5 protein-coding genes are annotated in these 5,521 nt (G+C 68.8%); all 5 read right to left on the bottom strand.

Annotation, left to right across the window (positions count from 1 at the left end; all coding sequences use genetic code 11):
- Positions 1-25 precede the first annotated feature (25 nt).
- The gene (locus ACLBYD_RS28920; protein WP_447819134.1) at positions 26-1,459 is read right to left on the bottom strand and encodes an acyl-CoA carboxylase subunit beta; all 1,434 of its coding nucleotides are present in this window, start codon (positions 1,457-1,459) and stop codon (positions 26-28) included.
- 91 nt (positions 1,460-1,550) lie between these two features.
- Positions 1,551-2,807, bottom strand: a complete 1,257-nt coding sequence (locus tag ACLBYD_RS28915; RefSeq protein WP_174247018.1) for a KasA/KasB family beta-ketoacyl-ACP synthase — start codon at positions 2,805-2,807, stop codon at positions 1,551-1,553.
- Positions 2,804-3,082 carry a meromycolate extension acyl carrier protein AcpM gene (gene acpM / locus ACLBYD_RS28910; RefSeq protein WP_006554441.1) on the bottom strand — a complete coding sequence of 93 codons (279 nt, stop codon included), beginning with the start codon at positions 3,080-3,082 and terminating at the stop codon, positions 2,804-2,806. The genes ACLBYD_RS28915 and acpM overlap by 4 nt, the downstream gene beginning before the upstream one ends.
- Before the next feature lie 120 nt (positions 3,083-3,202).
- Positions 3,203-4,120 carry an ACP S-malonyltransferase gene (locus tag ACLBYD_RS28905; protein ID WP_081314445.1) on the bottom strand — a complete coding sequence of 306 codons (918 nt, stop codon included), beginning with the start codon at positions 4,118-4,120 and terminating at the stop codon, positions 3,203-3,205.
- Between the two features lie 128 nt (positions 4,121-4,248).
- Positions 4,249-5,521: PucR family transcriptional regulator (locus ACLBYD_RS28900; RefSeq protein WP_447819133.1), on the bottom strand; the 1,273-nt coding region annotated here is incomplete at its 5' end.

Raw genomic sequence — 5,521 nt, 5'->3', positions numbered from 1 at the left:
CCGGTGTTCTCGTGCTGTGTCCGGATCAGAGCGGAATGTTCTTGTGCCGTCCGCGAACCGCGGGTGCGGCGGCGAGCGCGGCGGCCAGGGTGCTGCGCGTGGTGGCGGGATCGATCATCTCGTCGACCACACCGATGGCCATCGCACGCCCGACGCCACCGGCGATCGCCTCGTGTTCGGCGGCGAGACGGTCGTGCAGCGCCTCACGCTCCTCCTCGGGAGCCGCGGCGAGGGCCTTCTTGTGGAGGATGCCCACAGCGGCCTTCGCGCCCATCACGGCCACCTCGGACTCCGGCCACGCGTAGACGGCAGTGGCCCCGAGCGCCCGGGAGTTCATCGCGATGTACGCACCGCCGTAGATCTTGCGCGTCACGAGCGTGACGCGGGGAACCTTCGCCTCGGCGAACGCGTGGAGCAGCTTGGCGCCGCGTCGCACGACACCCTCCCACTCCTGGCTCACGCCGGGAAGGTAACCGGGAACGTCGACGATGACGACGAGCGGAACACCGAAGGCGTTGCACATCCGCACGAAACGCGCTGACTTCTCGGCGCTCTCGGAGTTGAGGCAGCCGCCGAGGCGCAGCGGGTTGTTGGCGATGACCCCGACCGTGCGGCCGCCGAGACGGCCGAAGCCGGTGACGATGCTGCGGGCCCAGCCGGCCTGCAGTTCCTCGAAGGAGGACTCGCCGTCGACGTTGTCGAGCAACTGGTGGACGATCGGCCGCACGTCGTATGCGCGTCGCGGCGACGCGGGCATCAGCGCCCGCAGGTCGGTGTCGCCGAGTGCCGCTGCGACGACGTCGAATTCGCCCTGCTCGGCCAGCATCGACACCAGGCGGCGGGCCCGGTGCAGGGCGTCGGCCTCGTCGTGCGCGGCGATGTGCGCGACACCGGACTTCTTGGCGTGCGTGTCGGGGCCGCCGAGCGACTCCATGTCGACCTGCTCACCGGTGACGCTGCGGACCACGTCCGGTCCGGTGACGAAGACACGGCCCTCGGGGGCCATGATGACGATGTCGGTAAGGGCCGGGCCGTAGGCGGCACCGCCGGCCGCGAAGCCGAGAACGACGGAGATCTGGGGGATCAGACCGGACGCGCGGACCATGGCCTCGAAGACCAGGCCGACGGCGTGGAGGGCCTCGACGCCCTCGGCCAGACGCGCGCCACCGGAGTGGAAGATGCCGACCACGGGGATCTCGTGGTCGATGGCGTGGTCGATGGCGGAGACGATGTGCTTGCATCCCTCGACGCCCATGGCTCCGCCCATGACGGTGGCATCGGAGCAGTATGCGACGGTGCGGATGCCGTCGACCTCGCCGACGGCGGCGAGGACGCCCGACTTGTCGCGGGTGTGCAGCAGTTCCAGGCTGCCCGGGTCGAACAGTTTCTCGAGACGGGCCAACGGATCTCTCGGGTCCACCGTCGTCTCACGCGGGGTGGCTGGATCCAGGATGGTCATCGGGTGCTCCTCGGGCAGACGCGGTGGTGGTGGGCTGCGGTGGAGGCTCCGGGTGGAGCCTCCACCGCATGGGGCGGACCGGCGTCGACGGTCAGGCGCGACCGAATGCGAGCGCCACGTTGTGCCCACCGAAACCGAACGAGTTGTTCAGCGCGAAATCGATCCGGCCGGAACGTGGTTCGCCCTTGACCACGTCGAGATCGATCTCTGGATCCTGGTTCTCGAGATTCAGCGTGGGCGGGATGACCCCGTCACGCAGAGTCAGGACCGTGAGTACTGCTTCGAGTGCACCCACCGCACCGATCGAATGACCGAGCGCGGACTTGGGGGCGTAGATCGCGGCGTGGTTGCCCACGGCCGCGTTGATGGCCTTGGCTTCGGCCACGTCGCCGATCGGGGTGGCCGTCGCGTGCGCGTTGACGTGCCCGATGTCGGCCTTGGTGAGCCCGGCGGTCTCGATCGCTCGCCGCATGGCCCGAGCCGCTCCCGTACCTTCCGGATCGGGGGCGACGATGTGGTAACCGTCGGAGGTGATGCCGGCGCCGAGGATACGAGCGTGGATGGTCGCTCCGCGTGCCTTGGCGTGCTCCTCGCTCTCGAGGACCATCAGTGCGCCGGCCTCGCCGAAGACGAAACCGTCGCGGTCCTTGTCGAACGGACGCGAGGCGCCCTTCGGGTCCTCGTTGCGGGTGCTCAGCGCCCGCATCATCGCGAAGCCCGCGGTGGCGACCGCGTCCAGCTGGCCCTCGACACCACCGGTGACGACGATGTCGGCGTCGCCGAAGGCGATCATGCGGTACGCGTTGGCGATCGCCTCGGATCCGGACGAGCACGCCGAGACCGGGGTGATGACCCCTGCGCGAGCACCGAGTTCGAGCCCGACGGTGGCCGACGGTCCGTTCGGCATGATCATCTGCACCGCGAAGGGCGAGACCTTGCGGTAGCCGCCGACACGGAGTTTGTCGACTGCGTCGATGAGCGACTCGCCGCCACCGAGGCCCGTACCGATGACCACACCGAGACGGTCCTGGTCGACCTCGGGGCTGCCGGCGTTCTGCCAGACGGTGCGCCCGAGGGTGAGCGCGAGGCGCTCGACGAAGCTCATGCGACGGAGTTCCACCCGGGACAGTCCCTCGTCGGGGCTGACCTTCAGGGTTCCACCGATGCGCACCGGGAGGTCGAACTCGTCGACGAATCCGCCGTCGATGGTGCCGATCCCGCTCTCACCGGCCAGCAGTGCTTTCCAGGTGGCGTCCACGTCGCCGGCGATCGACGTCGTAGCCGCGAGGCTGGTGACGACGACGTTGCGGAGTGCCCGAGGAGAAGGGGAGGTCACAGCAGAACTCATTCGTTGTCGTTCGTGGCCTGAACGCCTGCGGCCTCGAGCTTCTGGATGTAGTTCACGGCGTCACCGACGGTGCGCAGACCGGCGAGATCCTCGTCGGGGATCTTCACGCCGTACTTGTCCTCGGTCTGGACGGCGATCTCGACCATGGACAGCGAGTCGATGTCGAGGTCGTCGACGAAGGACTTGTCGACGGTCACCTCGGAGGGCTCGATGCCGGTGACCTCTTCGATGATCTCCGCGAGACCGGCGATGATTTCTTCCTGGGTGGCGGCCACGATGTGGCTCCCTTCTCGATCTGTCGACTATGTCGTTCGAAACCGGCCGGATGTTTCCGGTCGGGGGTCCGGGGAGGTCCCGGTGAGGTGCCCGTGCTGTGCGACGGCGCGCGCAGCAACCTAACCGAGTTGAAGACTTTCGGCCAGAGCGGAGATCTCCGCGGGGGTCTTGAGGGCGACGGTGGGCGTGCCGCGCATCTCGCGCTTGGCGATGCCCACCAGCGTGCCGGCGGGGGGAAGCTCGACGATCCGGCTCACCTGCGCCTCGCGCAGGTAGGCGGTGCACAGGTCCCACCGGACGGGCCGGGTGACCTGGGCTGCGAGACGTTCGAGGGCGTCGGCTCCGGAGGTGACGGGCTTGCCGTCGTAGTTCGACAGCAGCGTGTGTGTCGGATCCGAAGGTGTGATCTTCGCCGCGGCGGCAGCCACGGCGTCCTGGGCGGGTGCCATGAATCGGGTGTGGAAGGCACCGGCGACCGGCAGGGCGCGGACGCGGGCCTTCTCGGGCGGGTTCGCAGCGAGTTCCTCGAGCGCACTCAGGCGTCCGGCTGCGACGATCTGACCGGCCGCATTCATGTTCGCGGGGGTCAGATCCAACTCGGCGAGGCGCGCGAGCACCTCGTCCTCGGCACCGCCGAGAACGGCGGACATCCCGGTGGGCTCGAGGGCGCAGGCGCGGGCCATCTCGGCTCCGCGGACGGCGGCGAGGGCGACGGCGTCGTCGGCGCTGATGACACCGGCGATGGCGGCCGCGGCGAGTTCGCCGACGGAGTGGCCGGCGACGATCGTGTCGGCGGGCACGAGGCCGCGACGGTCGAGATCCTCGAAGGCGAGCAGGGCGGAGGCCACCACGAGCGGCTGGGTCACCGCGGTGTCGGTGATCTCCTCGGCGGTGGCAGTGGTGCCGAGACGCGCGAGATCGAGTCCCGCCGTCTGCGACCACCGGTCGATGCGGTCGCGCGCTCCGGACTGCTCGAGCCACGGGGCGAGCATTCCGGGTGTCTGAGACCCCTGGCCGGGGGCAAGCAGCGAAATCACGATCACCAGGGAACACCGCGAACGGGTGCCTGCGAGATGTCGGTAGCGATGAAAGGTTGCCCCTCGATTTGTAGGGTTCCCACAAATCTGCACGTCGGTGCTCGCTATCGGAGGAAAGGCCGGGGACGTTACGTGTCCGATTCGCGAATTGTGAATCGAGTGGCAGGTGGTGCAGGCGATCTCAATTCGTTATGGCTTCGTGCCAGGCGACCTACCGTGGCAGCGATTCGGAGCACGTACGCATCGCGAGGATTTGTGGGATCCCGACCCGTTACTTCTGTGATCCGCTTCAATCGATACCGCACGGTATTTGGATGAACAAACAGCTTCCGGGCGCAAGTCTCGACAGCGCCCCCACTGTCGAGGTATGCGTCCAGCGTGTCCGCGAGGGACGGCCCGGCGGCTGCGAGCGGGGCGACGACGAAGTCCTCGAGCGCGGCGATCGCGCCGGGATCACCGAGCAGCGCGCGCTCGGGCAACAGCTCGGCGGCGTGCACCGGCCGGGGAGCCCCCGGCCACCCCACGACCGCCTCCATGCCGGCAAGCGCTTCGACAGCGGAGACGTGTGCGGTCGCCAGCGTCGGTGTCGTCGGACCGATCACCACCGGATCGTCGGAGAACGCGCGCATCAACTCGGTGCGAAAGTTCGCCGCGTCGACCGTCCCGTGCAGTTCACCGCTGACCACCATCACCAGGCGTTCGCCCTGCACCACAGCGAGAGCCGCGCGACCGTGCTCCTGGGCGACGGTGTGCACGGTGGTGATCACCGAGACGCCCTGGTCGGGTGGGGGAGTACCGACGATCACCGTCGCCGGAGCGGTCGCGTCCCAGTTGAGGGTCGCGGCCCGCGACTGCATGTCGGGCCCGGTGTCCCCACGCACCACGGCGTCGACGACGAGGGCCTCGAGCCGCGTGTCCCAGGCGCCCCGCGACTCGGCCGCCCCCGCGTACACCGCCGCGGCAGCGAAACCGAGCTCGCGCCCGTACCGCAGGATCGCCTCGGTGAGCGCCACGAGCTGTTCCTCGTTGCGGGCGAGGGCCGGCAGCCACTGCTCGAAGAACTCCATCGCCGCGCGGACCATGTCCACCGTCTGACGCAGCGTCAGTCGCCGGGCGAGATCCTGCGGGATCATCTGGAAGGCATCGAGGCTGAACCGCAGGTCGCTGTCGGGACTGTCGGGATTGCGCACCCACTCGAGGAAGTCGACCACCGACGTCTGGATGACCAGCTGCACGGTCGACCGTTGCGATGCGTCGAGATCGGCGAAGAAGGGCAACTGCTCCTGCATGACGTGCACCGCTTCGGTGGACAGTCGCCCCGAGAACTGTTTGACCCGACGGAGCAGCGCGTCGGGCAGCGGTGCCCGCTGAGGACGGGACGGCGGTACCGGGCGTTCCCTG

It is taken from the genome of Rhodococcus sp. C26F, assembly GCF_053345925.1.
The sequence above is the reverse complement of the archived record's forward strand: the minus strand, read 5'-3'. Positions and strand labels throughout refer to the sequence as shown.